This is a genomic window from Furfurilactobacillus sp. WILCCON 0119, from assembly GCF_053471565.1.
Genome location: NZ_JBPCCV010000002.1, coordinates 23,831 through 49,481, shown reverse-complemented (window position 1 = coordinate 49,481; position 25,651 = coordinate 23,831). Strand labels below are relative to the sequence as shown.

The window sequence follows — 25,651 nt, the reverse complement described above, 5'->3', positions numbered from 1 at the left end:
TTCTGGAGATATTGCCTAGGCAGATGAACGAAGATATTGGAGAAAAACGCATGCAATTTGATTTTGACGGGACAACTCCGCTCTATTTGCAGGTGGCCGAGCAAATTGAAGAGGCCGTGTTAGTGAATAGCTACGGAGCTGGTGAACAGGTACCGTCCACAACAGAAATTTCGCGTGAGTTCCACATCAATCCAGCAACAGTTCTTAAAGGGATGAACATTTTGGTGGCCGATAAGGTGATTGAAAAACGCCGGGGACTCGGGATGTTTGTTCTTGACGGAGCCCGCGAGCGGATTGTTCTTAAACGCCGTGGAAGCTTTTATGAAACAACAATCCGGCCACTGATTATCGCGGCCAAAAGCATTGACCTTACACAGGGCGATGTCACTGAATTAATTGAACGGGGGTATCGTGACGATGGCACTAACAATAACTAATATCAGTAAGACCAGTGGCAAAACGTCACGGTTAAAAAATATCAACCTTAATTTTGAAGCCGGCCAGATTTACGGGTTGCTGGGGCGTAATGGAGCTGGAAAAAGCACGCTACTGAACATCATTGCAGATCGGCTTCCTGCTAGTCGCGGTCAGGTAACAATCGACGGGACCCCCGTCCATGAACGGGATAAGCAATTACAACGGCTATACTTGATGAGCGAGGATAACTTATATCCTGGTGATCGTCGGGTGCGACAACTATTTGATTTAACCGCCCAGTTTTACGGAACGTTTGACCGTGAGAATGCTGACCGGTTGGCCAATGTGTTTGGCTTGGATGTGAATGCCCGCTTTCGGAACCTTTCAACGGGTTACCGAACGATTTTTAAGGACATCGTGGCATTGTGTGTACCAGTCGATTACGTTTTACTGGATGAACCCGTGTTGGGGCTGGATGCGAACCACCGAAGCCGGTTTTACGATGAGCTCATGGCGAGTTATGTTGACCGGCCCCGGACGTTTATTATTTCGACCCATCTGGTTGAAGAAATTGAGCACCTTTTAAACGGGGTGGTGGTCATTGCTGATGGTAAAATCAAAGTGGCCGAGCAGGTTGAAACGTTAATGGCAACGGCCGTTCAACTGAGCGGACCAGCGGATGTGATGGCACCAATCTTAGAAACTGTCACCGTCCTCGCCCAGCACCAATTTGCTAAACAAACCACGGCCATCGTGATGGTTGAAACAATGCCAACGTTACCAACGACGGTAACCCAACAGGCACTGAATCTACAGGCCCTGTTTGTGGCTTTAACGGAGGATGAGCATGAAATTTAAGGTGGCCTATCGGTACCGGTTAAAGCAGGATCTCCAGTTCTTAGGAATCGTGATTCTTGTTGAAATTGCATTAGGAATGCTCGGAATCGTTTTGCAGAGTCTGACAACACCGGTGACGATGACATCACTCACAAACCGGCTCCAGCAGGCACATCCAGATTTTTACTTTGTGGTGGCGATTTTTGCGATGGGGGCGCTGGTGTATCAGGGCTACAGTCTCTTTATGCAAAACGGACTGTCAAGGCGGACTTACTGGCTAAGTAAGGTGGCTAGTTTAAGCACAATCGCTTTACTGGCGTCGCTGATAGCGGTTATGTACCGGGCATTTGTGGCGATTCCGTTGGGGGCCACTTCATATGCGGCCGTTGGTAAGACACTGTTTGGTTCGGCCGCTGGTTCAGGAATTCAACCGCTGTTATGGCAGTGGGGCCGTTCATTAAGCGTGCTGTTACTGGTCATGGCCGCTGGAATGGTGTTTGGCTCCGTGATGAGTTTGTTTGCTTGGCGGGGAAAAATGGTTCTCATGGTTGCGGGCGGTGCCACGGGTCTTGCGATGTTAACACTGTTAGCCAAAGCGATGACTGGCATCGATACCTCTTACATGGACACTTGGGTGGGACCAATCGTTCGGTTGATGTTTGGTTTTCACGGAACCCACGGAATGCAGTATCCGGGGAATTTGATCGTGACAAATTTAGTTTTTGTCGGCCTTGGTCTTGCGATTAGTTACGGCTTTAATCAGCTCTTGCGATTACGTCGGGGGTAGGGTTGTTCCTTTTATTGACAGGGCGCTGATTTATCAGTAAACTGAACTTGTGTAAATAATCAATTTAACATCTTTAAAAGTTTGCGGCTGGCTTTGCGGTCAGCCATTTTTGATGAAGGGCGGGACTTTACAATGGTGATTATCACTATTATCCTCGTGCTCATCGCTATTATTGCCGGTCTGTACAGTGGACTTGAAGTTGCCAAAAAGCGTCAGGAACGCGATATTGACAATGCCAACAAATCTGCTAAGGCCATTCTTGATCAAGCTCATCAGGATGCAAAAACAGCCAAGAAAGAAGCTTTGCTTGAGGCCCGTGAGGAAAACCACAAGTACCGGACGGATGTCGAACATGAATTAAAGGATCGACGTGCGGAAGTTCAAAAGCAAGAAGACCGTTTATTGCAGCGTGAAGAGTCATTAGACCACAAGGACGCCACGTTTGAAAAGCGTGAAGCCCAGTTAACTCGTAAAGAGGACAAGTTGGCCAGTGATCGGGATGTGCTTTCACAGCAACAGCAAGCAGCAGCAGACCTCATCGATCGACGGCAACAAGAAGTTGAACGGGTGGCGGCGTTATCACAAGATGATGCCCGCGACCTGATTATTAAAGAGACAAAGGATGAGCTTGCTCATGAGCGAGCCGTTCTGATCAAAGAAAGTGAAGAAGAAGCCAAGGCGGCGGCTGATAAAGAGGCCAAAAACCTGATCGTAACGGCAATTCAACGGAGTGTTGCGGACACTGTTTCCGACAACACTGTGACCGTTGTGACGTTGCCAAATGATGACATGAAGGGCCGCATTATTGGTCGTGAAGGTCGGAACATTCGGACCTTAGAGACCTTAACCGGAATCGATTTGATCATTGACGATACACCGGAAGCGGTTGTGCTGAGTGGGTTTGATCCCGTTCGGCGTGAAATTGCAAAGTTAGCGTTGGAAAAACTCATCGCTGACGGCCGGATCCACCCTGCACGAATTGAAGAAATGGTTGAAAAAGCACGTAAGGAAATGGATGAAAAAATCCGTGAAATTGGTGAACAAACCGTCTTTGATTTGGGCATTCGGTCCATGAATCCAGATTTAATTAAGACAATTGGTCGGATGAATTACCGGACGAGTTATGGTCAAAATGTTTTGAACCATTCCATTGAAGTCGCAAAGCTCACAGCTGTGATGGCTGCTGAACTTGGTGAGGATGTTGCGCTGGCGAAGCGCGCAGGATTATTACACGATATTGGCAAGGCCGTGGACCACGAAGTTGAGGGGTCTCACGTTGAACTAGGGGTTGAATTGGCAACGAAGTACCATGAAAACCCAGTTATTATTAACACAATTGCTTCTCACCACGGAGATGTGGAACCAACATCCATCATCGCGGTGCTCGTCGGCGCAGCGGACGCAATTTCCTCTGCCCGGCCGGGTGCCCGGTCTGAATCGTTGGAAAACTACATTCAACGGTTGAAGCAGTTGGAAGAAATCGCGAACCAGCATGATGGTGTGTCACATAGTTATGCCATTCAAGCTGGTCGTGAAGTGCGGGTCATCGTTAAACCACAAGACGTTGATGATCTGCAAGCGACCGTCATTGCACGGGACGTTAAGAACGAAATTGAAAATGATCTTGAGTATCCAGGTCACATTAAGGTGACCGTTATTCGTGAAACACGGGCGGTTGAATACGCCAAGTAGTCACGATTAATCATTGAACGGCACTCACATTGCTTAGCGGCAGTGGGGGTGTCGTTCTTTTATGTTGCTGTGGTTACGCACAGTGTGGTGAGACCAGACAGTCCAGCTAAAAAATGGTAAAATTATGACATTGCAATCAAGTGGTTAACGAGTTAAAGCATCCGTTTGGGCTGTGCTTTAAGGATTAACAAACGAAGAAAAAGGGGTTTGAACACATGGCAAAAAAGTCGGCTCAAGAAAGTATGGAAACGCCGATGATGAAGCAGTATCAGGCCATCAAGGATCAATATCCAGACGCCTTCTTGTTTTATCGAATCGGAGATTTTTATGAGCTGTTTAATGACGACGCAGTGAAGGGCTCACAGTTATTAGAGTTGACGTTAACAGCCAGAAATCATAATGCGGCAGATCCAATCCCGATGTGTGGTGTGCCGCACCATGCGGTTCAAAATTACATTGATATTTTGGTGGACCACGGGGATAAAGTGGCCATCTGTGAACAGTTAGAAGATCCAACGGTTGCTAAGGGCATGGTTAAGCGGGATGTCATCCAATTGATCACGCCAGGCACGCGGATGGCCACTGGTGTGAAGGGCGCCAAGCAAAACAATTACCTTGCTGGCGTTACCAAACAAGGTGACCAGTATGGTTTTGCTTACGCGGATGTGTCTACCGGTGAAGTCCAAACAGCAACGTTGACTACGATTGCGGCTGTGATGAACGAAGTCATGGCTGTGGAAGCAAAAGAGGTCGTGGTGGACGATACCCTGACGGATGATGCGTTAACGGGGTTTGCACCACTAGGGATTTTGGTGTCTCACCAAACGAACATGATGGCGAACGCTGAGGTAAGTTTTGTAACCCAGGGGTTAGACGATCATACAAAGGTCGCAGCCGTGACCATGTTGCTGAGTTATTTATTGGGAACGCAAAAACGGGACCTTGCGCATTTACAACGGGCCGTGGCGTATGAACCCTCCTATTTTCTTAAGATGGATCACCACGCCAAGAGAAACCTTGAACTGGTCATCAATAGTCGAACGGGCAAGAAATCGGGCACGTTATTGTGGTTGTTGGATGAAACAAAGACAGCCATGGGTGGCCGTTTGTTGAAACAATGGATCGACCGGCCACTCTTATCACTAACGGACATTCAGGCGCGGCAAGATAAGGTGGCTGAGTTGTTGACACACTACTTTGAACGGGCAAGTCTACAAGAAGAGCTGGTGAAGGTCTACGACCTGGAACGGTTAGCCGGCCGGGTGGCGTTTGGGAGTGTAAATGGGCGTGACTTGATTCAGTTAAAAACGTCGTTATTGCAAATTCCAAAGTTGAAGTACGTGTTGGCTGAACTGGATCAGACGATTTTTGGTTCGCTTGTAACGGATCTTGATCCCGTTGACGATGTGGCTGATTTGATTGAACGGGCCATCATGGACGAACCACCAATTGGCGTCACGGATGGTGGTGTGATCAAGGATGGCTATAACGAACAGTTGGATGCCTACCGTGACGCCATGAAGAACGGAAAGCAGTGGATCGCGGCGTTAGAAGCAAAGGAACGGGCGGCCACCGGGATCAGCACGTTGAAGATTGGCTATAACCGGGTCTTTGGCTATTACATCGAAGTGACGAAAGCGAACTTGGCGAAGCTTCCGGCGGATCGTTATGAACGCAAGCAAACGTTGACCAATGCTGAGCGGTTCTCAACGCCGGAGTTGAAAGAAAAAGAGACGTTGATTTTAGAAGCGCAGGATAAATCCACAGCACTGGAATATCAGCTGTTTACGAAGGTTCGCAACGTTGTTAAAGACGCCATTGAGCGGCTTCAACGGTTAGCAAAAGCGGTTGCCAGTCTGGATGTTTTACAAAGTTTTGCAGTCGTTTCAGAAGATTACCGGTTTGTTCGGCCAACGCTGACCACGGCGCATGACCTTGAAATTGAAGCGGGGCGGCACCCGGTTGTCGAAAAGGTCTTGGGCAAGCAAGAGTATGTACCAAATGACGTCCGGATGCCGGATGACACGGAAATTCTGCTGATTACCGGGCCAAACATGTCCGGGAAGAGTACGTACATGCGCCAACTCGCACTAACCGTGGTGATGGCACAAATTGGGTGTTTTGTCCCGGCGAAAGCAGCAACGATGCCCGTTTTTGACCAAATTTTTACGCGTATTGGTGCGGCGGATGACCTGATTTCTGGAAACTCGACGTTTATGGTCGAGATGCAAGAAGCCAACGCTGCGTTGATGAACGCCACGGCGAACAGCTTAATTTTGTTTGACGAAATTGGCCGTGGAACTGCGACGTATGATGGGATGGCGCTCGCTCAGGCAATTATTGAATATGTGCACGATCATGTTCATGCAAAGACGTTGTTCAGCACGCATTATCATGAACTAACGGCGCTTGAAGAGTCGTTAGCAGCGCTGAAAAACGTGCACGTGGGTGCGGTGGAAGAACATGGCCAGCTGGTCTTTCTTCACCAGATTCAACCGGGACCTGCCGATAAATCTTACGGGATTCACGTTGCCAAACTAGCCGGGATGCCAACAAACCTGTTGACCCGGGCAGGCACGATTTTGACGCAGTTAGAGGCGCAGGCAGGCGAGACGCCAACGCCGGTGGACGTTGAGCAACCATTAAGTGAAGCGCCCGTGTCTGATCAACCGGCAGCAAACGAACAGTTGGCCTTGTTTGACACGGCCAGCGAAGATCCGACGGTTGCAGCGGTCATCGCTGAATTGAAACAAATGAACCTGATGGCGATGACACCGATGGACGTGATGAATAAATTTTATGAAATTCAGCAACAATTAAAGTAAGCCGGTTTGTTAATAACGAATCGGAGAGGATCTAAATAATGAGTAAAATTCATGAACTACCAACGATTTTGGCGGATCAAATTGCTGCTGGTGAAGTGGTAGAACGACCTGCTTCAGTCGTTAAAGAATTGGTTGAAAATGCGGTGGACGCTAAGGCAACCACCATTGATATTCTGATTGAAGAGGCCGGCTTAAAGTCCATTCAAATTGTGGATGACGGTCAAGGAATTGACGATGAAGATGTTGAGCTTGCATTTTCACGGCATGCAACCAGTAAGATTACGTCACGTGAGGATCTATTTCGGGTTCACTCATTAGGATTTCGAGGTGAAGCGTTGCCAAGTATTGCGTCAGTCGCCGACGTGTGGTTAAAAACGGCGACGGGGCGTGGTGCCGGTAGTGAAATCCACGTTAAGGGTGGCGAGATCCTAAGCCATACATCAGGCGCGTCCCGGCCGGGGACAGAGGTTACGGTTAGTGACCTGTTCTTTAATACACCAGCGCGGTTAAAGTACCTAAAGTCGCCACAAACGGAACTAGCCAATATCGTTGATACGGTTAACCGGTTGGCCCTGGGGCACCCGGAAATTGCATTTAGTTTACGGCATAACGGGCGTGAATTAACGAAAACGGCGGGGCGTGGTGATCTGCAACAGGTCATTGCCGGGATTTATGGAGTTCAAACGGCCCGGAAAATGGTTGCCATTCAGGCAGAAGACGCGGATTTTCAACTGACGGGTTTTGTTGCCCTTCCAGAATTGACGCGGGCCTCACGAAACTACATTTCAGTGCTGATCAACGGTCGGGCGATTAAAAACTTTCAACTGACGAAGGCGTTGATCAAAGGGTATGGCTCAAAGCTCATGGTTGGGCGTTATCCCATCGCGGTTCTAAACTTAACGATGGATCCACTGCTGGTGGATGTAAACGTTCACCCGACAAAACAGGAAGTTCGGTTGAGTAAAGAACCACAACTGGCTGACCTGATCGATAAAGCAGTTTACAACCGGCTGGCAACGGAAAACTTGATTCCGGATGCCTATCAAAATTTACACGGGGAACAAACGGTGGATCCGGTGGCACTGGGCGAGCAGTTGACACAGGCCTCGACCATTCACGATGCGCGGATTAACGTGACTTACGCACAGCCACAAAAAACGGTGCAAGCTGCCACAAGTATGCCAGCGCCGGCTGATGAAGCAGTGGCGTTACCTGAGGAGCAGGCGCCATCGTTACCTGACGCGCTCCCAACCCAGGCGTTAGCCCCTGTGGTGATCCATCAACGCGATGACATGACCAGTGCGTCGATGACGGCGTTTGATGCGCGTTATGAGGCCCAGACGATGCCCGCACCGTTTGCAAACGAGGATGCCCCTGCCGTTGCGGTGCCAAGTGAGCGCCTCGAAATGGTTCCCGAAGTGGCGGAACCAACGACAACGCAGCCACGGTTTCCAGAACTGATGTACATTGGTCAAATGCACGGCACATTTTTGTTTGCGCAGGCCGCTGACGGGTTATACTTAGTTGATCAACACGCTGCTCAGGAACGGATCAAGTATGAATATTACCGAGTGAAGATCGGTGAGGTAAGCGACGACCTTCAAAGCTTGTTGGTACCGATTGTTTTGGATTATCCGGTGAGTGATGCCTTGAAAATTAGGGATGCTGCGGATGAATTACGGTCATTAGGACTGATCCTTGAACCGTTTGGCGCTAACAGTTTCATTGTCCGGCAACACCCAACGTGGTTTGTCTCAGGGCAGGAAGAGAGCACGGTTCGTGAAATGGTGGATTGGGTGTTAACGGATGGTGGGCTGACGGTGGCCAAGTTCCGTGAAAAAACGGCCATCATGATGAGTTGTAAACGGTCGATCAAGGCCAATCATCACCTTGATGATCGGCACGCCAAAGCGCTCTTGCATGACTTAGCCCAAACGCAAAATCCGTTTAACTGTCCTCATGGTCGGCCAGTGGTCGTCCACTTTACGAACGCAGATATGGAAAAAATGTTTAAACGGATTCAGGATAGTCATGAAGCCTGGTCTGAATTTGATGATCACGAATTTTAGGAGGCACACAAATGTTTGAATATTTACGGGGAACGGTTAATGCCGTAACACCTGCATACGTTGTCCTCGATGTAAATGGGGTGGGGTACCTGATTCAAACGGCGAACCCCTACCGCTTTCACGAGGGTGACGAGGGGGTTCAGATCTACGTCCACCAGGTTATTCGTGACACAGAGATGAACCTGTTTGGGTTTGTTGACGAGGATGAAAAGCGGCTGTTTTTGAAGTTACTCAATGTTTCTGGCATCGGGCCCAAAAGTGCGCTGGCCATCCTTGCTAACGAAGACCACAGTGGCCTAGTGGCCGCCATTGAAAATAACGACGTGGCCTTTTTAACGAAGTTCCCTGGCATTGGGAAGAAGACAGCGCAACAAATTGTGCTGGACCTACAAGGAAAGCTGAGTGATCTTGGGGCGTTGCCAGGCCAACTTGATCTGGAAGTTGCCCCAACGACATCGCAGGCCTTAACAGATGCATTGGCAGCTCTGACGGCACTCGGATACAGTGCAGCAGAAGTGAAAAAAGTCGAAAAACAATTAACGACCATGAGCGCCAAGTCGACAGACCAGTACTTAAGTGCGGCCCTGTCGTTATTAACGCGTTAATGATGGTAAATAATGGTTGAGGAGGTGAGTGACAAGATGGATGATGAAGTGATGTCGAATGAACCGGTTAGTGAGCAGGAAGCGTCGCTAGAACGGTCGCTTCGACCAACGACCTTGGCGCAGTACATCGGTCAAGATACGGTGAAGGAGCAACTCACGGTCTACATTACGGCAGCAAATGCACGGGAAGAGTCACTGGACCACGTGTTACTGTACGGCCCACCCGGACTGGGGAAAACGACGTTGGCCATGGTGATTGCAAATGAAATGCAGGTCAACATTAAGACAACGAGTGGCCCGGCCATTGAACGGCCCGGTGACATCATTGCGTTGTTAAACGAATTACAGCCTGGCGACATTTTATTCATTGATGAAATCCACCGGTTACCAAAAGTGGTGGAAGAAATGTTGTATTCTGCAATGGAAGATTTCTTCGTGGATATTGTTGTGGGCCAGGGACCAACTGCCCATCCGGTTCACTTTCCGTTGCCACCATTTACCTTGATTGGGGCAACCACCCGGGCTGGCTTGCTATCTGCGCCATTGCGAGATCGGTTTGGCATCGTCGAACACATGAACTACTACACGACGGCTGACCTAGAGGAGATCACGTTACGGTCGGCCAACATTTTGGCCAGTAACATCGTGAAGGCAGGCGCCCATGAAATTGCCCGCCGCTCACGGGGAACCCCCCGGATCGCCAACCGGTTATTAAAACGGGTTCGTGATTTTGCGGAGGTTGATGGGAGTGCTGCCATTGATGCGCCAATTGTCGACCATGCGCTCCGTGTTCTTGGGGTGGATGAGTTGGGACTGGATGAAGTGGACATCAAACTATTGAACACGATGATCGACTTTTACAACGGGGGGCCCGTTGGGTTAACGACCCTTGCGGCCAACATTGGTGAGGAAGCGGATACCATCGCCGAAGTGTACGAACCGTACTTATTACAAACGGGGCTCATTAAACGGACGCCCCGGGGCAGAATGGTGACATCAGCCGGGTATGAGCACCTGCACATTCCCGCTCCAGACTGAAATTAATTGCCGAATTCCATTTGGCAACCTTCGTTAAGTCTGGTACAGTACATTAAGGAATCTATTTGAATGAGGTGGAGAAATTGACAAGTTTATTAGCAGCAGCCGCTAAGAGCGGGCAAAACAACATGTGGAGTACAATCATCATGATTGTCCTTTTCGTGGGGATCTTTTATTTCTTTATTATGCGGCCAAACCGGAAGCAACAAGATCAACGTAAAGAAATGATGAACGGGATTCACGTTGGGGATCACGTGGTGACGATTGGTGGGTTACACGGTGTTATTGACGCACTTGACGAAACAAAGAAGACAGTGACGATCGATGCTGACGGCATTTACTTAGTGTTTGACTTACAGTCAATTCACCACGTAGAAACGCCAGCAGCAACGACGAGTGCTGCCGCAGCACCAATGAGCAGTGCAAGCTCAGAAGCAGCGAGCGCCGCAACAAGTGCAACTTCAGAAGCAACAAGTGCTGCTGAATCAGAAGCACCAAAAGACTAATCATTTGTCCATTTAATGGCGATGTGAAGTTATAAAACCGACGGAGACCCTCATGTGGATGGGGATTCTCCGTCGGTTTTATTTATTGAGAATAAAGTGGCGGAAGGACGGTGTTTTTGCTGTTATTGCGAACATATGTTTGATAAACTGTAAACTAAATAGTGGAAAAAAGGAGGGGTGACTCATGGCGCAGACGTTAATGCAGGTTCCACTAGTTGTGGATGCCAGTCGGAAAATTATTCATGTGGATATGGACGCGTTTTATGCCTCTATTGAAGTCCGTGACCACCCCGAGTTTAAGCAGCAAGCACTAGTCATTGCGCGTGATCCACGGGAGACCGGTGGACACGGCGTCGTGACAACGGCGAATTATGTCGCCCGTAAACTAGGTGTTCATTCTGCGATGAGCGCACAGGAAGCTAGAAAATTGGCGCCCAAGGCTGTCTTTAAACGGCCGGATTTTCCCAAGTATCGGGCGGTCTCTGCACAAATTCACGAAATTTTTCATCAGTATACGGATCACATTGAGCCGATTGCGTTTGATGAAGCGTACCTTGATGTGACGACCAATAAGCAGGGCATCGAGTCCGCTGTGGCCCTTGCGCATCAGCTCCAGGCGCAAATTTTTGAAACGGTTCATTTAACGTGTTCAACGGGAATTTCGTACAATAAATTCTTAGCGAAGCTCGCCTCTGACTATGCAAAACCAGTGGGCGTTACCGTTGTCTTACCAGGAGACGCCGAGACCTTCCTCGCCCCGTTGCCCATTGAAAAATTTCGTGGTGTAGGAAAAAAGACGGTTCCAAAGATGCACGACCTGGGCATTATGACCGGGGCGGATCTATTAAAACATTCGGAGCCGGAACTCATTCAACATTTTGGCAAACTGGGCTATGCGTTATATCGTCACGTTCGGGGGAGTGATGACCGACCGGTGGAGTGGCAACGGGAACGTAAATCCATTGGGCGTGAAGAAACTTACGATACCCTGATCACCAATGAAGCGGATGTTGAGACACAGTTACAATTATTGGCAACCGAACTGGTGGAACACCTGGTTAGCCGGCAACGGCACGGAAAAACCATCGTCCTGAAGGTCCGTGATGCTGAGTTCAATACGGTTACCAGGCGGCGAACGCAAACTGAATTTTTTGAAAATTCGGCTGACATCATTTATGAAACGGCAAAAGAATTGTTCGACGAAACAGCTGATTTAGCAGCGAGCGTCCGGTTGCTAGGAATTACGATGACAAATTTAGATCCACTTTCTTTTGAAAATATGACGTTACCACTATTTACTTCGGCGTCTTCACGCGCATTTTAACCGGATTATGGTCCATAGATATCGCTGTGAGGCTTTGTATTTACGCACAATGTCCGTTATACTGGCATGTACGAGACTTGTAGCGAGAAGAGGGGCCAAAAACCATGGACGTGCAAAAAGCAATTTTTGACGATATTAATCGCAACCGCATTATCATCATTCACAGACATCAACGACCTGATCCAGATGCCGTCGGGGCACAGGCAGGCCTTGCCCGGATTTTGCAGGTTGCTTATCCTGAAAAGAAGATTTATATCGTTGGAAAGCAGGTTCCTGGTTTGGCCTGGTTAGCTGAAATGGACCAGGTGGCTGATTCACAATTTGACCAAGCACTGATTTTGATCCTCGACACGGCAAACGAACCGCGGGTGGATGACCAACGGTGGCGTGACGGTCGGGAAGTTGTGAAAATTGATCACCATCCAGATGACGATCCGTTTGGTGATCTTAGCTGGGTGGATGACCAAGCCTCCAGCACCTCAGAAATGGTTGTGGCCTTTGCAAACCGGTTTGACTTAACGATTGACGCAACGGCTGCCCGGTCACTGTACGCGGGCATCGTTGGGGATACCGGGCGGTTCCTTTACTCCGATACGACCCCGACGACCATGCGCGTGGCTGCGCAACTGATGGACACGGGGATCGATGCCGTGGCCGTCAACCAATTGGAAGATGAAATGCCAGTGCCAGTCGCACGGTTATCGGCATACCTCTATGAGCACCTGGAGATCACGGCGAGTGGTGCAGCGCACGTTGTGTTAAGCGCGGAAACAATTCAGTCGTTTGACCTTGGTGACGCCGGAACTGCAAGCTTAGTTCCGATGCCAGGAAAGATTGATTCAGTGCGGGCCTGGGCCATTTTTGAGGAACAAGACGACCACAGTTATCGGGTTCGTTTACGGTCCAAGGGTCCCGTGATCAACGGGTTGGCCCGGCAACACAACGGTGGCGGCCATCCGCTTGCCAGTGGTGCGAAGGCGAAAGATAAAGCTGAAGTTCAAACAATCATTAGCCAACTAGAAGCCTTAACAAGCGCCCAATAAGGAGAAACTATGACGGAAACATTTACAGAACTAAACTTGCGACCAGAGCTAATGGCCGCCTTAACGGAAATTAACTTCGTGAAACCCACACCGGTTCAAGCGCGGTTGATTCCCGTTATCATGGCTGGCCGGTCTGTTATTGGTCAATCACAAACGGGGAGTGGGAAGACCCACGCCTTTTTACTGCCCATCTTTAACCAGCTCAAGCCTGATTTAGATGAAGTGCAGACCATTATTGCGACACCATCACGTGAATTGGCGAGTCAAATTTACGCGGATGCTAAACAATTGGCGAGTCATTTTGACCAGCCAATTCGGATCGCAAACTACGTTGGGGGAACGGATCGGTCACGGCAAGAACGCCAACTGGGTAAGCACCAACCCCAAATTGTGATTGGGACCCCAGGACGGTTGCGTGACTTCATGGATGAACATGACCTGGGCTTACACACCGCCCACCAACTGGTTGTTGATGAAGCGGATATGACCCTTGACATGGGCTTTTTAAACGACGTAGATCACATTGCGGGGGCCCTGCCTAAGGACCTTCAAATGTTGGTCTTTTCCGCAACGATTCCCCAGAAGCTGCAACCATTCTTACGGAAATACCTGACGAACCCGGTGATTGAAGAAATCCCGGTAACGTCAATTATCAGTCCAACGATTGATAACTGGTTGATGTCAACCAAGGGGCACAAAAAGAATGAAATGATTTATGAATTACTGACAATGGGTGAACCATACCTTGTGCTGGTCTTTTGTAACACCAAGCAACGCACGGCCGAATTAACGGCGTACCTGAAGGAACGTGGCCTTAAAGTGGCCATGATCTCAGGAGACGTGCCGTCACGTGAGCGGAAACGGGTGATGAAACAGGTTCAAAACCTGGAATACCAATACGTGGTTGCAACGGACTTGGCAGCGCGTGGGATTGATATTAAGGGTGTTTCACACGTCATTAACGATGACATTCCGGCAGACCTGGACTTCTTCATTCACCGGGTTGGCCGGACCGGCCGTAACGGCATGTCTGGAACGGCGATTACGTTGTACCGTCCTGGTGAAGAGGATCAGGTTGCTGAAATCGAAAAATTGGGTGTGAAGTTTGCGCCGAAGGATATTCGTCAGGGTGAAATCGTTGATTCATACGACCGAAACCGGCGGACGAAACGGACAGCGACCCACAATAAGCTTGATCCAACCATGGTCGGTATGGTTAAGAAAAAGAAGAAGAAAGTTAAGCCTGGCTACAAGAACCAAATTAAGTCAGCCATTAAGCGGAAGGCCCAACAGGATAAACGGGTTGAGATGCGTGAAGCTGCTCGTGGGAAGCGTAAGGCAAATCGGCAACAGGGCGCAGCAAGTCGTGCCAACCGGAGTCGGTAAGTCAATTGACAAGTTGGCCGTGAATGCTATACTAAAGTGCAGTCAAGGATATGTGGGAATCAGTTATTTTTCAGCGACGCTCTGGTTGGTGTGAAGAGCGAGGTAACGATTCTTGTGCTCCCTTGAAGAAAAATTTGATAACACACTTGTTTAAAAAACACGCGACTCGGCGTTATGAGTGAGGGGTTAACGAACAACATCGTTGCAAGCAAAGTGGTACCGCGGTCCTTGACCGTCTTTGCAAGCAGGGGTGTTGTTTTGTGTTTCACGCACAAGTGATGAAAGGACAATCATGAAAGAATTAAGTAGTAGCCAAGTACGGCAAATGTACCTCGACTTTTTTGAACAACACGGCCATAAAATTATGCCGAGTGCGTCATTAGTCCCCGTTGAAGACCCAACCTTGTTGTGGATCAACTCTGGGGTCGCCACAATGAAGAAGTACTTTGATGGCTCCGTCGTGCCTGACAATCCACGGATGACGAGTTCACAAAAGAGTATTCGGACAAACGACATTGAAAACGTTGGTCGAACAGCCCGACACCACACGCTGTTTGAAATGCTTGGTAACTTTTCAGTGGGTGATTACTTCAAGACGGAAGCCGTTCACTGGGCCTGGGAATTATTAACCGGAGCTGATTGGTTTGCGTTTGATCCTGACAAGTTGTACATCACGGTGTACCCCAAGGATACGGATGCTAAAGCGGAATGGTTAGACGCCGGGGTCAAGGCAGACCATATTCTGGAAGCCGAAGATAACTTCTGGGATATTGGTCAGGGTCCTTCTGGTCCTGATTCAGAAATTTTCTACGACCGTGGTCAAGAAATGAACAACGTCGCTGAAGATGATCCTGAAAACTTCCCTGGTGGGGAAAACGAACGGTATCTGGAAGTGTGGAACATTGTGTTCTCACAGTTTAACCACACACCAGAAGGAACGTACGAACCACTTCCTCATAAAAACATTGATACGGGGATGGGCCTCGAACGGGTTGTGTCTGTGTTCCAGCACGCCCGGACAAACTTTGAAACAGACTTATTCCTGCCGATCATTAAAAAGACGGAAGAACTGTCAGCGGATAAGCACTACGGTGACAACGCGGCTGACGACGTGTCGTTTAAGATCATCGCGGATCACGCGCGTGCCGTGACGTTTGCCATTGGTGACACGGCGTTGCCTTCAAATGAAGGCCGTGGTTACGTAATTCGGCGGTTAATTCGGCGGGCCATTTTAAACGGGAAGAAGCTCGGTATTAACGAAGCCTTCCTGTACAAATTGGTGCCGGTTGTTGGCGAAATCATGAAGAGCCATTATCCAGCAGTGTTGGAACAGGCTGACTACATTGCCGGTGTGATCCACTCTGAAGAAGACCGGTTTAACGTGACGCTTGATACAGGACTGTCACTATTAAACGACACGATTGCAGCTACCAAGGCAGCTGGCAATGCCGAACTGTCCGGGACCGACGCGTTCAAATTGTTTGATACGTATGGTTTCCCCGTTGAATTAACCACTGAATACGCTGGTGACGAAGGGTTAGCTGTGGACCAGGAGGGCTTTAAGGCCGAAATGGAAAAGCAACGTGCGCGTGCTCGTGGCGCCCGGTCATCTGCTAAGTCAATGGGTGTGCAACGGGCATTGCTCACGGACATCAAGTCCGACAGTGAATATGTTGGTTACACGACGTTAACGGTTCCAGCAGCGAAGTTACTGGACATCATTGTTAACGAAACGTTGGTTGACGTGGCCAAAGAAGGCGACGAAACGGCCGAGGTCATCTTTGATCAAACGCCGTTCTACGCTGAAATGGGTGGTCAAATTGCTGATACGGGTCAGATCATTGACGCCGACGGGAAAGTGGTCGCTAGTGTAACGGACGTTCAATATGCACCAAACGGCCAAAACCTCCACACCGTTAAGTTAACGGGGACGTTAAAGAAGAACGCAACGTACAAACTGGTTGTGGATGCTGGTCGGCACAGTAAGATCGAAAAGAACCATACGGCAACCCACTTGTTGGATCAATCATTGCGAAACGTCTTGGGCGGGCACACTGCGCAGGCAGGTTCCTTGGTTGAACCAAACTACTTGCGGTTTGACTTTAACCACTTTGGTCAAGTAACAGAAGACGACCTGAAAAAGGTTGAACAGATGGTCAACGACCAGATTTTTGCTGAAATTCCGGTCAAAACGGTAGAAACCGACCTTGAATCTGCAAAGAAGATGGGCGCGATTGCCATGTTCTCCGAGAAGTACGGGAAGACGGTCCGGGTCGTTTCAATTGGTGAGTTCAACACAGAATTTTGTGGTGGTGATCACGTTACCAATACAAATGAAATCGGCTTGTTTAAGATTGTTTCTGAAACAGGGGTTGGTGCCGGTGTTCGGCGGATCGAAGCCGTAACGGCTGGTGATGCCTTTGCCTACTTGAACAACGAAGAGGCCCTCTTAAACGAAACGGCTGCCATGGTTAAGGCACCACAAGTGAAGGAAGTTCCTCGGAAGGTCGCTGGGTTGCAAGCAGACGTTAAGCAGTTAGAAGTAGAACAACGGGCGCTGCAAGCCAAAATGGCTGCGCAACAGGCCGGCGATGTCTTTACGAACGTTGACGAAATCAACGGCGTGAAGGTGATCGCACAAACAGTCAACGTTGCCGGTATGGGCCAGCTCCGTCAATTAGCGGATGACTGGAAACAGAAGTTACCGTCAGATGTTTTGGTTCTTGGAACGGCTGTTGATGATAAGGCAAGCCTCTTAGTTGCAATGGCACCAGACCAGGTTAAGGCCGGTCGTCGTGCAGGTGACTTGATCAAGGCCATTGCGCCTGCCATTAATGGTGGTGGCGGTGGTCGGCCAGACATGGCTCAGGCTGGTGGGAAGAATCCTGCCGGACTGGACGATGCGATGGCCCAAGCAAAGGCATGGTTAGCCAAATAAGCAACGTCAGGGCGTCCAAATGAGTGACGCTAACAGCGGAAGCAGCTTGGCAAATTGCCGACTGGTTCCGTTTTTTATGATTATTTAGTCAATCAATCATTAAAATTACGAACTGCTTATTTGACAATATGGTTACAACGTGCTGGATAATTGTTATTTGGCGGTGGATTAAGTAAAATAGGTCGTAACTGGAGTGTGCAGTTGGAAAGTGCAACCAACGCAGATTGGTTAGCAACACACGCCGTTTGGTTGATTGATCATGGAGGGAATACGAATGAGTACAACAGACAAAACCATGTTCTTTGATTTTAGTAACCAGCAACAAAAAGACGTGCATGACACGTTAGCAACAGTTTATGCAGCTTTGGAAGAGAAAGGATACAATCCGATTAATCAGATTGTGGGGTACCTGTTATCTGGGGACCCAGCTTACATTCCCCGTCTTAATGACGCCCGGAATTTAATTCGTAAGCATGAACGTGATGAGATCATTGAAGAACTCGTCCGGGCTTATCTGAGTGCGGATAACGCAGCTAAATGAAATTAATGGGATTAGATGTGGGCTCCCGGACCGTGGGGGTCGCTGTTAGTGACGCCTTCGGTTGGACAGCTCAGGGTGTCGAGATTGTGCGGATTAACGAAGATGAGGGCCAGTTTGGTTTGGACCGGATCGCTGAGTTGGTCAAAGAGACCGGGGCCGGCGGATTCGTTTTGGGCTTACCAAAGAACATGAACAACACCCTCGGCCCCCGTGCAGAGGCCGCTCAACGGTATGGAGACATGTTGACGGAACGCTTTGGCTTACCCATTGATTTTATTGATGAACGTTTGACGACGGTGGAAGCAGAGCGGATGCTCATTGAGCAGGCCGACATTTCACGGAAAAAGCGCAAGCAAGTCATTGATAAATTAGCGGCAACCTTTATTTTGCAGAATTATCTCGACGCAAATGGTAAACTAACCAAGTAGCGGTTGGGACATTCACAACAACACATGATCATTCACGAAGAAAGTAGGGTCTAACAAATGGCTGAAACACACAACCACGAATCAGAAAACGATAACGAACAACAAATCACGCTCGTTGACGATAACGGCAACGAGACGTTATATAACGTGCTCTTCACGTTTACGTCAGAAGACTATGGCAAGTCTTACATTCTTTTATATCCAGCAAGCACTGCGGATGATGAAGAAGTGGACATCCAGGCTTACGGTTTTGATCCAGAGGAAGATGGCTCCACAGAAGGCGAACTTTCACCGATCGAAGACGAAGCTGAATGGGACATGGTTGAAGAAATGCTTAACACATTCCTTGACGATGACTCCAACATGGCTTAAAAACCGTTGCGTGAGCGACAGTAAATAACTGACAGAGCGGCGTCGTATTCCTCAGGTGGAGTATGACGCCGCTTGTGTCATAATGCTTATTAAGGGGTGGATAGACGAATGATTTTAACGTTAGTTGTCATTTTATTATTGGTGAGTGCACTAGGGCGCGGTTTTCACCGTGGCTTTGTAGTTGAACTGGTCAACACTGTTGGTTACCTGTTTATTTTGCTTCTGGCCCGGTTACTAACGCCAACGGTCGCGACGGGGGTCCAACACTTGTTGCCAGCTAATCACCAAGTCACGGCCAACGACCAGCTTCTAAACAGTCAGGTCAACCATTTCTGGGCGGCCGGAATTGCCTTTTGGGGACTGATGATTATTGGGATCATTCTTTTGCGATTGTTGACCCGGTCGTTAAAGCTGTTTACAAATTTACCAGTGATTCATGGTGTTAATGCACTTGCCGGGGCTGCGGTCGCTGGCATACTAATGTACATCCTGATCTTCTTCGGTTTGGCCATTGCGTCCGTTTGGCCGGCGACCTGGATTCATGACCAACTGCTGCATTCACCGTTAAGCATGTGGATTCTCCACCAAACGCCACTACTGTCAGAACAGATCTATCAGTGGTGGTTAACTCGATAAAAAAGGACTGAATAAAATTGATGAATGAACGTGGATTAACGATCCTCGAATTTGAAAAAGTGAAGGCCCAGATGACGGGCTTACTGAGTTCACCTGGCGGTCGCGCTGAGTTGGCGTCTTTGCAGCCAGCAACAGACGCTGAGGTGATCCAAGAAAGTTTAGATGAAACAAAAGACGGTGCGGACATTCTCCGGCTAAAGGGTGGCATTCCGTTGCCTGAACTGGCAGATTTAACGCCCCACATGAAACGGTTAGCCATTGACGCGGCGCTGAACGGGACGGAACTAGCGGCGGTTGGCCGGGTTTTACAAACGGCAAGTTCAACGCGAACCTTTTTTAATCAACTGGATGAAACGGGCGTGACGTTACGTCATCTGAGCACGATTGTTGCCCAGTTAGTGACACTCCCGGACCTGACCCGGCGAATCAACACGGCCATTGAACCAGACGGGCGTGTTAGTGACGCAGCAAGCGAGGAATTAGCGGCCATCCGGACCCGCATCAAGGGCACGGAAGCATTGATTCGGAGCAAGATGCAGTCATACGTTCGTGGGCGCCAGGCAAGCTATTTGAGCGAGCCGATTATTACCATGCGAAATGACCGGTATGTTGTCCCAGTAAAGACGGAGTACCGGAATCGTTTCGGTGGTGTCGTGCATGATGAAAGTCAGTCTGGCCAAACGCTGTACGTTGAACCAGAGGACGTGGTGGACTTAAATAACCGGCTCCGGCAAAGCCAGGTTCAGGAACGAAATGAAATTGCCCGGGTTCTACAGGAATTGTCAAGGATGCTGGCACCACACCGTGAGGAGATCTTAGCGAATGCGAGTGTGCTTGGCCATTTAGACTTCGTGAACGCGAAGGCCCGGTATGCGCACCAATTAAAGGCAACGGAACCATTGCTGAGCCCCGACGGAAAGGTTAACCTCCGGCAGGCGCGTCACCCACTGTTAGATCAAACGACGGCCGTGGCAAATGACATCACGCTGGGCGATGATTACGATGCCATCATCATTACGGGACCCAATACTGGTGGGAAAACCATCACGTTAAAGACATTAGGTTTGAGCCAGTTAATGGCTCAGTCCGGGTTGTTTATTCCGGCCCGTGAAGAAAGTACCGTGGCCATTTACGACAATGTCTTTGCTGATATCGGGGACGAACAGTCCATTGAGCAATCGTTGAGTACGTTTAGTTCACACATGGACAACTTGATCCGCATTCTTGATCAGGCGACGGCCAAAAGCTTAGTGTTGGTTGATGAAATTGGTGCCGGAACTGACCCCAAAGAGGGGGCTGCACTGGCGATCGCCATGCTTGATGCGTTTGGAACCATCGGCGCCGCCGTTGTGGCGACGACCCACTACCCAGAACTAAAGGCGTATGGGTATGACCGCAAACGGACCATTAATGCCAGCATGGAGTTTGACGCGGAGACCCTGCAGCCAACTTACCGCTTACTACTCGGAATTCCCGGTCGTTCAAACGCGTTGGAAATTTCGCAACGGTTAGGCTTACGGTCCGATATCATTGCGGCGGCCCGAACGTTGACCAGTCAGGATAGTCAGGATCTAAACGACATGATCGGTGATTTAGTTGAACAGCGCAAACGGGCCACAGATGAGGCGGCAGCGCTAGCTGAACAGTTAGCGGACGCCACAAAGCTTCAAGAAGAGCTGACGGCTCAGTTTGACCGGTTCACTGAACAAAAGACGCATGAGCTGGATGCTGCTAAGCAACAGGCCAATCATATCGTTGCTGACGCTAAAAAGGAATCGGACAAAATTATTCACCACCTGCGCCAATTAGAGGTGAAGCAGGGGGCTGGTGTTCGTGAAAACGAATTGATTGATGCACAGGGACAATTAAATGCGCTCCGTCAGGAACCGTCGTTAGCAAACAATAAGGTCCTCGCCCGGGCAAAGAAAAAGCGTGATTTTCATCCTGGTGACAACGTGGTCGTTAAATCTTATGGACAACACGGAACGTTAAACCGGAAGTTGAGTGCCCACGAATGGGAAGTTCAGCTTGGGATGCTGAAAATGAAGGTTGACGACAATGACCTTGAAAAGTCAGCCGCACCAACAGCCAATGAAAAGCAACAGCGGACCAGTCGGCCAACGGTGCACAGTAACATTGGTGCCCGGGCCCAGGCGCAATTAGATCTTCGTGGTCATCGGTATGATGCAGCCATCAGTGAAGTGGATCGGTTCATAGATTCTGCGTTGTTAGCTAATTTAAACGACGTCACGATTGTTCATGGAAAGGGAACAGGGGCTCTTCGAAAAGGGGTTACCGAGTACCTTCAATCGAACCCCCGGGTCAAAAGTTTTGGCTTTGCCCCCGCAAATGCTGGTGGTGACGGCGCAACGGTTGTTCATCTTGGGTAATGCCAGGCAAATTGATTGCGTGTTCTGAAAAAAAGAGTACACTAACTTACATACTAAAAGTTAGTGTATTAAAGACTAATGTGATAAGGAGGCCGTTAAAATGGCTGTAAATGTAACAACTGATCAAACGTTTGAAGCCGATACCAATGCTGGTGTTAGCGTGACTGATTTTTGGGCAACTTGGTGTGGCCCGTGTAAGATGCAATCACCCGTTGTGGAACAGTTAGCGGATGAAATGGGCGACAAGGTGGCCTTCACAAAGATGGATGTTGATGAAAATCCAAACACCCCATCAAAGTTTGGCATCATGGGGATTCCAACCCTGATCGTTAAGAAGGATGGCCAAGTGGTTGACACGTTAGTTGGTTACCACAGTAAGGAACAAATCGAAAAGACGTTGGCGCAGTACACGGCTTAACGCTTTAGCTTTATATGTGACAGAATAATGAGAGCCCCTCGCAGAATCGTAATGGTATGCGATGGGGCTTTTTTTTGCGATTTCTGGTACACTAACGGTAATCTAAAAAATGGACTAAAAAGTTTAACACTTTTTTTACCACTATTAAGGTGATAAATCACTATACTGATGATATTGGTATAAGTGAAGGGGGCAATGAGGATGGCACGATTAAGACTCTGGCTAAGGACGCCGTGGGTCACCTTTATCCTAAAAACAGTATTTTATTTCGTCATTCTATTACTGCTACTATATCTGTACAGTTACTCTGGTGTGAACCAAAGCAAGTTCATCTACAATGAGTTTTAAACGGCAGATTGACTGGGAGGGTCTTCATGATTGAGAACATGATCAAAACCATCGACCAATGGGCACAGACGACACCGACAGCTGTGGCCTACGATGAGTTAGGAACACATTACACATACGCAGATTTGAAGCGGGCGTCGGATAACATTGCGCGCTACTTAGACGATTTGGGGTTGCCAACCGGTGCACCTGTTGTTGTCTTTGGTGGTCAGCAGTTTGCTATGATCGCCAGTTTCCTTGGCGCAGTTAAATCAGGTCACGCTTACATTCCGGTGGATACGCATTCACCAAATGACCGGCTAACGATGATTGCAGAAATTGCTGAACCAGCCGCCATTATTGCGGTTGACGCGTTGCCTGTTGAAGTGGGCGACCAACCAATTTTGGGTGGGGACACGTTAGCCTCATTGTTGACGGCACCAGAAACAGCCTATGACGCGGATCACGCAGTTAGTGGCGATCAGACGTACTACATCATCTTTACGTCTGGGACGACTGGCCGGCCTAAGGGTGTTCAAATTAGTCACACAAACCTGTTGAGCTACGTGAACTGGATGGTAAGTGATGACTTTAAGCTCCCCAACCGGCCGGTTACCATGGCACAACCACCATACTCGTTTGACTTATCAGTAATGGATTGGGCGCCAACGTTGGCGCTTGGTGGAACGTTGGCAGCCTTGCCAAAAGTGGTGACAGATGACTTCAAACGTTTGTTTGAAACGTTGCCAACGATGAAGCTCAATGTTTTCGTTGCAACACCATCGTTTGCCGACATTTGTCTGCTAGAACCAACGTTTGATGAAGAACATTTACCAGACCTGACGCACTTCCTCTTTTGTGGGGAGGAACTAACCGTTTCGACCGCAACCAAACTGCGTGAACGGTTCCCTCATGCCCACATCTTTAATACGTACGGGCCAACAGAAGCAACGGTTGCTGTGACTGGTGTTGAAATCACGGATGAATTGATTGCCGCTGGCCGGCTCCCGATTGGAACCGTTAAAGCAGACACCACCATTACGGTGGTGGATGACGCGGGTAAGAGCTTACCTGCCGGTGAACAGGGTGAAATCATTATCAGTGGTCCCAGTGTTTCAAAAGGGTACTTAAATAACCCAGAGAAAACGGCCCGGGCCTTCTTTACGGAAGCCGGCAAAGCTGCTTATCATTCTGGTGACCTTGGGTTCTTGGATGAACAGGGCTTACTGCATTACCTTGGGCGGATTGATTTTCAAATCAAGTTACATGGTTACCGAATCGAGCTTGAAGAGGTGAACCACTACTTGAATGACAATCAGTGGATCAAACAGGCGGTTGCAGTGCCAAAATACGATGCTGATCATAAAGTTAGCCAAATGTGGGCCTACGTTGTGCCCGAAGAAACGACAGAATTCACCTCTGACTTACAACGGACAACGGCCATCAAAAAGTCCTTAAAGGGCGTTATGATGGATTATATGGTCCCGAACCGCTTCATTTACCAAGAGTCATTACCATTGACGGCTAACGGTAAGGTGGACATTAAGACCATCATTGCTGAGGTGAATCCAGCATGATCAATTTAGAGCCGTATGGTAATCCACAGTATTTTGTGTACTTACTGATTGGATTACTCCCATTGATGATTGGGTTGTACACAGGCCATCGGTGGCGGTGGTACCAAAGCCTCGTTTCATTAGCCTTTATTTTCTTAATGTTTGATGGTGCCAAGTGGCAGCAAGGCGTTGCCCTAATTGGGTTTGTGGCGTGGCAGTGGTTGTTAGTTGGCGGGTACATGGCTTACCGAAACCGATCGAACAATCGGTGGGTCTTTTATCTAGCTGTGTTACTCAGTGCCTTACCACTGGCCTTTGTCAAAATCACCCCCGCGGTGGCGGCCAGTCATTCCTCACTGTTTGGGTTTCTGGGAATCAGTTACCTGACGTTTAGAACGGTCGGCATGATTATGGAAATGCGGGATGGAATCATTAAAGAATTCCACCCATTGCTCTTCCTTGAATTTTTACTATTCATGCCCACCATTTCATCTGGACCCATTGATCGTTACCGGCGGTGGTTGGATGATTACGAAAAGGTGCCAGATCGCGAGACCTATATTGGGATGATCGGAAAAGCCGTGCATTACATTTTCCTTGGCTTTTTATATAAGTTTTTACTGGCCTACTTGTTTGGAACCGTGTTGCTACCAAAACTGGGAATGCTGACCCTCCGCTACGGCGGCAAGGGCTTATCCTGGCCGTTGATTGGGTATATGTATACCTATTCACTGGACCTGTTCTTCGACTTTGCAGGTTATTCACTATTTGCAGTCGCCATTTCTTACTTAATGGGGATTGAAACACCAATGAACTTTAACCGGCCGTTCCAGTCAAAGAACCTGAAGGATTTCTGGAACCGTTGGCACATGAGTCTGTCTTTTTGGTTCCGTGACTTCATCTTCATGCGGTTAGTGTTTGCAATGATGAAGAATAAACTGTTCAAGAGCCGGGTGACAGTTAGTAACATCGCGTACGTTTTGAACATGTTGATTATGGGATTTTGGCACGGTGTAACGTGGTATTACATTGCTTATGGGTTATTCCACGGCATCAGCTTAGTCATCAATGACTGGTGGCTACGCTTTAAGAAGAAACACCGTGAGGCCATTCCGCACAATAAATTGACAGAGGCCTTTGCCATTTTCCTTACGATCAACGTCGTGTGTGTGAGCTTCCTGCTCTTTTCCGGGTTCTTAGATACGTTATGGTTCAAACACCCGTAACGGGGTGATGCAGTAATGGTGCTGAACAAGATAAATTAAAGGGGATTATTATCATGGATGTTAAAGAAACAGTATTAGAAATTTTGAACGACTTAACTGGGAATGACGTTTCAGAAGCAATGGACACCAACCTGTTTGACGCTGGGTTGTTGGACTCAATGGGATCAGTTCAATTGTTGTTAGAATTACAAGGTCAGTTAGGGGTTAACGTTCCTGTTTCTGAATTTGAACGGACGGAATGGGACACACCTAACAAGATCGTGGCTAAGGTGGAAGGATTAGTGGGGTAA

General features: G+C 48.7%; 22 protein-coding genes and 1 pseudogene. All 23 read left to right on the top strand.

The genetic code is table 11. The features are described 5' to 3' along the window. Window positions 1-50 precede the first annotated feature (50 nt). The 23 genes and pseudogenes from ACRYI5_RS03750 (at window position 51) to dltC (ending at window position 25,651) form a co-directional block, all read left to right on the top strand. The gene (locus ACRYI5_RS03750; RefSeq protein WP_407879763.1) at window positions 51-437 is read left to right on the top strand and encodes a GntR family transcriptional regulator; all 387 of its coding nucleotides are present in this window, start codon (window positions 51-53) and stop codon (window positions 435-437) included. Then, window positions 418-1,275, top strand: a complete 858-nt coding sequence (locus tag ACRYI5_RS03745; protein WP_407879762.1) for an ATP-binding cassette domain-containing protein — start codon at window positions 418-420, stop codon at window positions 1,273-1,275. Before ACRYI5_RS03750 ends, ACRYI5_RS03745 begins: the two co-directional genes overlap by 20 nt. Next, a complete protein-coding gene (locus tag ACRYI5_RS03740) occupies window positions 1,265-2,041 on the top strand; it encodes a hypothetical protein (protein ID WP_448224339.1) in 777 nt (258 codons plus the stop codon). The genes ACRYI5_RS03745 and ACRYI5_RS03740 overlap by 11 nt, the downstream gene beginning before the upstream one ends. A 204-nt stretch (window positions 2,042-2,245) precedes the next feature. Continuing rightward, a pseudogene (gene rny, locus ACRYI5_RS03735) lies at window positions 2,246-3,733 on the top strand (ribonuclease Y); the annotation flags it as partial. A 215-nt stretch (window positions 3,734-3,948) separates the two neighbouring features. Next, the gene (mutS, locus tag ACRYI5_RS03730) at window positions 3,949-6,558 is read left to right on the top strand and encodes a DNA mismatch repair protein MutS (protein WP_448224338.1); all 2,610 of its coding nucleotides are present in this window, start codon (window positions 3,949-3,951) and stop codon (window positions 6,556-6,558) included. A 38-nt stretch (window positions 6,559-6,596) separates the two neighbouring features. Beyond that, window positions 6,597-8,627 carry a DNA mismatch repair endonuclease MutL gene (gene mutL, locus ACRYI5_RS03725; protein ID WP_448224337.1) on the top strand — a complete coding sequence of 677 codons (2,031 nt, stop codon included), beginning with the start codon at window positions 6,597-6,599 and terminating at the stop codon, window positions 8,625-8,627. 11 nt (window positions 8,628-8,638) lie between these two features. After that, window positions 8,639-9,232, top strand: a complete 594-nt coding sequence (gene ruvA / locus ACRYI5_RS03720; protein WP_448224336.1) for a Holliday junction branch migration protein RuvA — start codon at window positions 8,639-8,641, stop codon at window positions 9,230-9,232. 36 nt (window positions 9,233-9,268) lie between these two features. Continuing rightward, window positions 9,269-10,270: a Holliday junction branch migration DNA helicase RuvB gene (ruvB, locus tag ACRYI5_RS03715; RefSeq protein ID WP_448224335.1), complete on the top strand. Its 1,002-nt coding sequence runs from the start codon at window positions 9,269-9,271 to the stop codon at window positions 10,268-10,270. Window positions 10,271-10,353: 83 nt separating this feature from the next. After that, entirely contained in the window at window positions 10,354-10,776 is a 423-nt protein-coding gene (yajC, locus tag ACRYI5_RS03710; protein WP_407879753.1) for a preprotein translocase subunit YajC, read from the top strand. A gap of 184 nt (window positions 10,777-10,960) precedes the next feature. Continuing rightward, on the top strand, window positions 10,961-12,100 hold the full coding sequence (gene dinB / locus ACRYI5_RS03705; protein ID WP_448224334.1) for a DNA polymerase IV: 1,140 nt from the start codon (window positions 10,961-10,963) through the stop codon (window positions 12,098-12,100). 104 nt (window positions 12,101-12,204) lie between these two features. Beyond that, complete coding sequence (locus ACRYI5_RS03700; protein WP_448224333.1) at window positions 12,205-13,143, top strand: DHH family phosphoesterase; 939 nt, start codon at window positions 12,205-12,207, stop codon at window positions 13,141-13,143. Window positions 13,144-13,152: 9 nt separating this feature from the next. Next, complete coding sequence (locus ACRYI5_RS03695; protein ID WP_407879748.1) at window positions 13,153-14,529, top strand: DEAD/DEAH box helicase; 1,377 nt, start codon at window positions 13,153-13,155, stop codon at window positions 14,527-14,529. A gap of 292 nt (window positions 14,530-14,821) precedes the next feature. Beyond that, window positions 14,822-17,467: an alanine--tRNA ligase gene (alaS, locus tag ACRYI5_RS03690; protein ID WP_448224332.1), complete on the top strand. Its 2,646-nt coding sequence runs from the start codon at window positions 14,822-14,824 to the stop codon at window positions 17,465-17,467. A gap of 274 nt (window positions 17,468-17,741) precedes the next feature. Further along, window positions 17,742-18,008, top strand: a complete 267-nt coding sequence (locus ACRYI5_RS03685; RefSeq protein WP_407879746.1) for an IreB family regulatory phosphoprotein — start codon at window positions 17,742-17,744, stop codon at window positions 18,006-18,008. Then, a complete protein-coding gene (gene ruvX, locus ACRYI5_RS03680; protein ID WP_407879744.1) occupies window positions 18,005-18,436 on the top strand; it encodes a Holliday junction resolvase RuvX in 432 nt (143 codons plus the stop codon). The genes ACRYI5_RS03685 and ruvX overlap by 4 nt, the downstream gene beginning before the upstream one ends. Before the next feature lie 57 nt (window positions 18,437-18,493). Beyond that, window positions 18,494-18,808 (top strand): DUF1292 domain-containing protein, encoded by a 315-nt coding sequence (locus ACRYI5_RS03675; protein WP_407879743.1) that lies wholly within the window; start codon window positions 18,494-18,496, stop codon window positions 18,806-18,808. 108 nt (window positions 18,809-18,916) lie between these two features. After that, the gene (locus tag ACRYI5_RS03670) at window positions 18,917-19,444 is read left to right on the top strand and encodes a CvpA family protein (protein WP_407879741.1); all 528 of its coding nucleotides are present in this window, start codon (window positions 18,917-18,919) and stop codon (window positions 19,442-19,444) included. 20 nt (window positions 19,445-19,464) lie between these two features. Next, entirely contained in the window at window positions 19,465-21,834 is a 2,370-nt protein-coding gene (locus ACRYI5_RS03665) for an endonuclease MutS2 (RefSeq protein ID WP_448224552.1), read from the top strand. Window positions 21,835-21,934: 100 nt separating this feature from the next. Continuing rightward, window positions 21,935-22,252, top strand: a complete 318-nt coding sequence (trxA, locus tag ACRYI5_RS03660) for a thioredoxin (protein ID WP_407879737.1) — start codon at window positions 21,935-21,937, stop codon at window positions 22,250-22,252. Window positions 22,253-22,453: 201 nt separating this feature from the next. Continuing rightward, window positions 22,454-22,600 (top strand): teichoic acid D-Ala incorporation-associated protein DltX, encoded by a 147-nt coding sequence (locus ACRYI5_RS03655; RefSeq protein ID WP_407879735.1) that lies wholly within the window; start codon window positions 22,454-22,456, stop codon window positions 22,598-22,600. Between the two features lie 26 nt (window positions 22,601-22,626). Then, complete coding sequence (gene dltA / locus ACRYI5_RS03650; RefSeq protein WP_448224331.1) at window positions 22,627-24,156, top strand: D-alanine--poly(phosphoribitol) ligase subunit DltA; 1,530 nt, start codon at window positions 22,627-22,629, stop codon at window positions 24,154-24,156. Then, entirely contained in the window at window positions 24,153-25,361 is a 1,209-nt protein-coding gene (gene dltB, locus ACRYI5_RS03645) for a D-alanyl-lipoteichoic acid biosynthesis protein DltB (RefSeq protein WP_407879732.1), read from the top strand. The genes dltA and dltB overlap by 4 nt, the downstream gene beginning before the upstream one ends. A gap of 53 nt (window positions 25,362-25,414) precedes the next feature. Further along, window positions 25,415-25,651 (top strand): D-alanine--poly(phosphoribitol) ligase subunit DltC, encoded by a 237-nt coding sequence (dltC, locus tag ACRYI5_RS03640; RefSeq protein WP_407879731.1) that lies wholly within the window; start codon window positions 25,415-25,417, stop codon window positions 25,649-25,651.

Bases quoted from the DNA above. Each gene is read 5' to 3' on its own strand.
- ruvB (WP_448224335.1), top strand. From the start codon at position 9,269: ATGGATGATGAAGTGATGTCGAATGAACCGGTTAGTGAGCAGGAAGCG.
- ACRYI5_RS03750 (WP_407879763.1), top strand. From the start codon at position 51: ATGCAATTTGATTTTGACGGGACAACTCCGCTCTATTTGCAGGTGGCC.
- ACRYI5_RS03745 (WP_407879762.1), top strand. From the start codon at position 418: ATGGCACTAACAATAACTAATATCAGTAAGACCAGTGGCAAAACGTCA.
- mutS (WP_448224338.1), top strand. From the start codon at position 3,949: ATGGCAAAAAAGTCGGCTCAAGAAAGTATGGAAACGCCGATGATGAAG.
- dltC (WP_407879731.1), top strand. From the start codon at position 25,415: ATGGATGTTAAAGAAACAGTATTAGAAATTTTGAACGACTTAACTGGG.
- dinB (WP_448224334.1), top strand. From the start codon at position 10,961: ATGGCGCAGACGTTAATGCAGGTTCCACTAGTTGTGGATGCCAGTCGG.
- trxA (WP_407879737.1), top strand. From the start codon at position 21,935: ATGGCTGTAAATGTAACAACTGATCAAACGTTTGAAGCCGATACCAAT.
- ACRYI5_RS03740 (WP_448224339.1), top strand. From the start codon at position 1,265: ATGAAATTTAAGGTGGCCTATCGGTACCGGTTAAAGCAGGATCTCCAG.
- dltB (WP_407879732.1), top strand. From the start codon at position 24,153: ATGATCAATTTAGAGCCGTATGGTAATCCACAGTATTTTGTGTACTTA.
- ACRYI5_RS03675 (WP_407879743.1), top strand. From the start codon at position 18,494: ATGGCTGAAACACACAACCACGAATCAGAAAACGATAACGAACAACAA.
- ACRYI5_RS03665 (WP_448224552.1), top strand. From the start codon at position 19,465: ATGAATGAACGTGGATTAACGATCCTCGAATTTGAAAAAGTGAAGGCC.
- ACRYI5_RS03655 (WP_407879735.1), top strand. From the start codon at position 22,454: ATGGCACGATTAAGACTCTGGCTAAGGACGCCGTGGGTCACCTTTATC.
- ACRYI5_RS03700 (WP_448224333.1), top strand. From the start codon at position 12,205: ATGGACGTGCAAAAAGCAATTTTTGACGATATTAATCGCAACCGCATT.
- dltA (WP_448224331.1), top strand. From the start codon at position 22,627: ATGATTGAGAACATGATCAAAACCATCGACCAATGGGCACAGACGACA.
- ACRYI5_RS03695 (WP_407879748.1), top strand. From the start codon at position 13,153: ATGACGGAAACATTTACAGAACTAAACTTGCGACCAGAGCTAATGGCC.
- ACRYI5_RS03670 (WP_407879741.1), top strand. From the start codon at position 18,917: ATGATTTTAACGTTAGTTGTCATTTTATTATTGGTGAGTGCACTAGGG.
- mutL (WP_448224337.1), top strand. From the start codon at position 6,597: ATGAGTAAAATTCATGAACTACCAACGATTTTGGCGGATCAAATTGCT.
- alaS (WP_448224332.1), top strand. From the start codon at position 14,822: ATGAAAGAATTAAGTAGTAGCCAAGTACGGCAAATGTACCTCGACTTT.
- ruvA (WP_448224336.1), top strand. From the start codon at position 8,639: ATGTTTGAATATTTACGGGGAACGGTTAATGCCGTAACACCTGCATAC.
- ruvX (WP_407879744.1), top strand. From the start codon at position 18,005: ATGAAATTAATGGGATTAGATGTGGGCTCCCGGACCGTGGGGGTCGCT.
- ACRYI5_RS03685 (WP_407879746.1), top strand. From the start codon at position 17,742: ATGAGTACAACAGACAAAACCATGTTCTTTGATTTTAGTAACCAGCAA.